The organism is Allosphingosinicella sp., assembly GCF_036387215.1.
Lineage (GTDB): Bacteria > Pseudomonadota > Alphaproteobacteria > Sphingomonadales > Sphingomonadaceae > Allosphingosinicella.
In genome coordinates this window covers 1-3,038 of the sequence record NZ_DASVUE010000003.1, presented here as the reverse complement: position 1 = coordinate 3,038, position 3,038 = coordinate 1, and the positions used below count along the sequence as shown (strand labels likewise).

Genomic DNA, 3,038 nt, shown 5'->3' with positions numbered 1-3,038 from the left:
GGTGTCGCGGTACACCTCCGCCCAAGCCGATTCGACTTCCGGGAGCGGGGCGTAGGGCTGGCCCCAGTCGCGATCGACCGCCTCCGCCGGCAGCGCGAAACCTGCCCGGGAGAGCGCGGCATTGGCTTCGTCCCAGAGGCTCGGCTGGTGCAGCGCCTCCATCAGCGCCCCGTAGGCCTCGCTTCCTTCCTCCTGGAAGCGCAAATGGCCGCCGTCCTTGAGCCCGAGCCGATATTCGAACTCACGGAACTGGGCAGACTGGAAGCCGGAGCTGGAGCCGAGAACGTCGCGAAAGCTCGTGTAATCGGCCGGAGTCATCGTCGCCAGGACGTCCCAGCTCAAGGTCATCACCGCCTGGATCCGAGAGACGCGGGACAGGCTCTTGTGGACCTGGATCAGCGAATCGGAACGGATCAGCCCCTTGGCCAGCCGCAGCTCGTGGATGATCTGCTTGAGCCACAGCTCCTTGGTCTGGTGGATGATGACGAACAGCAATTCGTCATGATGCGAGGAGATAGGGTGCTGCGCGCCGAGGATCCGGTCGAGCGCCAGATAGCCGCCATAGGTCATCGAAGCAGGCGTGTCGGTCATCCGGCTCAGGCGTGCGAGGCGTAGACCGCGCGGCGGCCGTTGGCCGCGAAGGCGATCACCTTGAACGGCTGCTTCAGGTGGTCGTGCGTTTCCATGCCGGGCGAACCATGCGGCATTCCGGCGACCGCGAGGCCCCTGACCGTGCGGCTGCCGCTCTTCATCAGCCGCTTGATGTCGGCGGGCGGAACATGGCCCTCGATCACATAGCCTGCGACGATCGCCGTGTGGCAGGATTGGAGATCCTCGGGCACGCCGCGGGCGCGCTTGATCGCTGCAAGGTTCGGCGCCTCGATGACGGGGAGCTTGCGCCCAAGCGCCACGCCCATCTGCCGCGCCCATTCAAGGCAGCAGCCGCAGCCGGGCGCGTGCCACATCAGGAATTGCGTCGGGGTGAAGACGGCCCCGGCGGTACCGACGAGGCCGGCCGCTGCAGCGGCTCCCGCGGATGCGAGGAAGAGGCGGCGATCTATGGTCTGGTCCATCGTCATGCCCGGATATTTAAAGACGCTCGGCCGTCGATACCACGTCCGTCGCTCGAAGCGCGGCTAAAATCCGCATCAGATGCTGCACGTCGTGCACCTCGACGTCGAAGTGGAAGGTGTGGAACTGCCCGTCGCGGCTGGTCTGATCCATGCTGACGATGTTTGCGCCGTGATTGCCGAGGATTCCGGCGATGGTGGCGAGCGAGCCGGGCTGGTTGCGGATCACGATGCAGAGGCGCGCCGTGCCGCCGTCCGATTCGTCGCCCCAGGCAAGGTCCACCCAGTCCGCATCGACGCCGTCGGCGAGGCGGTCGCAGTCGATCGTGTGGACTTCGATCCCCGTCCCTTCGCGGCGGAGCCCGACGATGCGGTCGCCCGGGATCGGATGGCAGCATTCGGCAAGATCGAACGCGACGCCCGGCGTCAGGCCTTTGATCGAGATAGCCTGGCGCTGCGGCGGCGGCTTCATTCCCTTGCCGCCGGTGGAGCCGGGCATCAGGGCTTCCATCACCTGAACGTCGTCCACGCGCTTCAGCGCGATCGCCTCCATCAGCGTGTCGTCGTCATGGAGGTGAAGCCGCCTCAGCGCCTCCGCCATCGCCTCCCACCCAAGCGGGGCGGGCAGCCGCTGCACGATCTCGTCGAAGATCTTGCGCCCGAGCGCGATCGTCTCCTCCCGCTCCTTCGATTTGACGAAGCGGCGGATCTTCGCCTTCGCCTTGCCGGTGACGACGAAGCTGAGCCAGGGCGGCTGCGGATGCTGGGCCTTGGAAACCAGGATCTCCACCTGATCGCCGTTATCGAGCGGGGTCCGGAGCGGCATCACCCGGCCGTTGATCTTGGCCCCCACCGTCTGATCGCCAAGATCCGTGTGGACCGCGTAGGCGAAGTCCACTGGAGTCGCGCCCTTGGGCAGCTGGATGAGCTCGCCCTTGGGTGTGAAGGCGAAGATCCGGTCCTGATACATCGCCATTCGGGTATGCTCGAGCAGCTCCTCAGCGCTGCCGGCATGTTCGAGGATCTCGATAAGGTCGCTGATCCAGGGGTGCTGGGTCGTCGCGGCCGCCTTGCCTTCCTTATAGGCCCAGTGCGCGGCGAGGCCGAACTCGGCCTGCGCGTGCATATCCTCGGTTCGGATCTGGATCTCGATCCGCATCTGCTCGTCGTGGATCACCGTGGTGTGCAGCGAGCGATAACCGTTGCGCTTGGGCGTCGAGATGAAGTCCTTGAAGCGCCCGGGCACCACCGGCCAGCGCTGGTGGACGAGGCCGAGCGTGCGGTAGCAATCCTCGACGTTGGTGACGATCGCACGAAAAGCCATCACGTCCGACAGCTGCTCGAAGCTGACGTGGCGCTCGGCCATCTTCCGCCAGATCGAATAGGGATGCTTCTCGCGCCCCTGCACCTGCGCTTCGATCCCGTTCGCCTCCAGATGCGCTTTGATGCCGCGGCCGATCCGGTCGATCAGGTCGCCGCCGCCCTTGTGGAGCTGCTCCAGCCGCTTCGAGATGGAGGCATAGGCGTCCGGCTCGAGCTCGCGGAAGGCGAGCGTCTGCATCTCGGTCATGAACTCGTACATGCCGATCCGCTCGGCGAGCGGAGCATAGATATCCATCGTCTCGCGAGCGATGCGGCGGCGCTTCTCCTCATTCTTGATGAAGTGGAGCGTGCGCATGTTGTGGAGCCGGTCGGCGAGCTTCACCAGCAGCACGCGGATATCGCCTGACATCGCGAGCAGGAACTTGCGCAGGTTCTCGGCCGCCCGCTGGCTTTCGCTCTGCGCCTCGATCTTGGAGAGCTTGGTGACTCCGTCGACGAGACGGGCGACGTTCTTGCCGAAGAGCTTCTCCACCTCCTCCGGGGTGGCGACCGTATCCTCGATCGTGTCGTGAAGGATTGCGGTGACGATCGTCTCGTCGTCGAGGTGGAGATCGGTGAGGATGCCGGCCACCTCGATCGGGTGGC

The 3,038-nt window shown here is 65.5% G+C and carries 3 protein-coding genes; all 3 read right to left on the bottom strand.

Annotated elements, in window-relative coordinates:
* On the bottom strand, positions 1 to 591 hold a 591-nt coding region (locus VF662_RS00220; RefSeq protein ID WP_464136284.1), incomplete at its 3' end, for a tryptophan 2,3-dioxygenase.
* Between the two features lie 5 nt (positions 592 to 596).
* On the bottom strand, positions 597 to 1,073 hold the full coding sequence (locus tag VF662_RS00215; RefSeq protein WP_464136282.1) for a DUF411 domain-containing protein: 477 nt from the start codon (positions 1,071 to 1,073) through the stop codon (positions 597 to 599).
* Positions 1,074 to 1,089: 16 nt separating this feature from the next.
* Positions 1,090 to 3,038: RelA/SpoT family protein (locus tag VF662_RS00210; RefSeq protein ID WP_464136280.1), on the bottom strand; the 1,949-nt coding region annotated here is incomplete at its 5' end.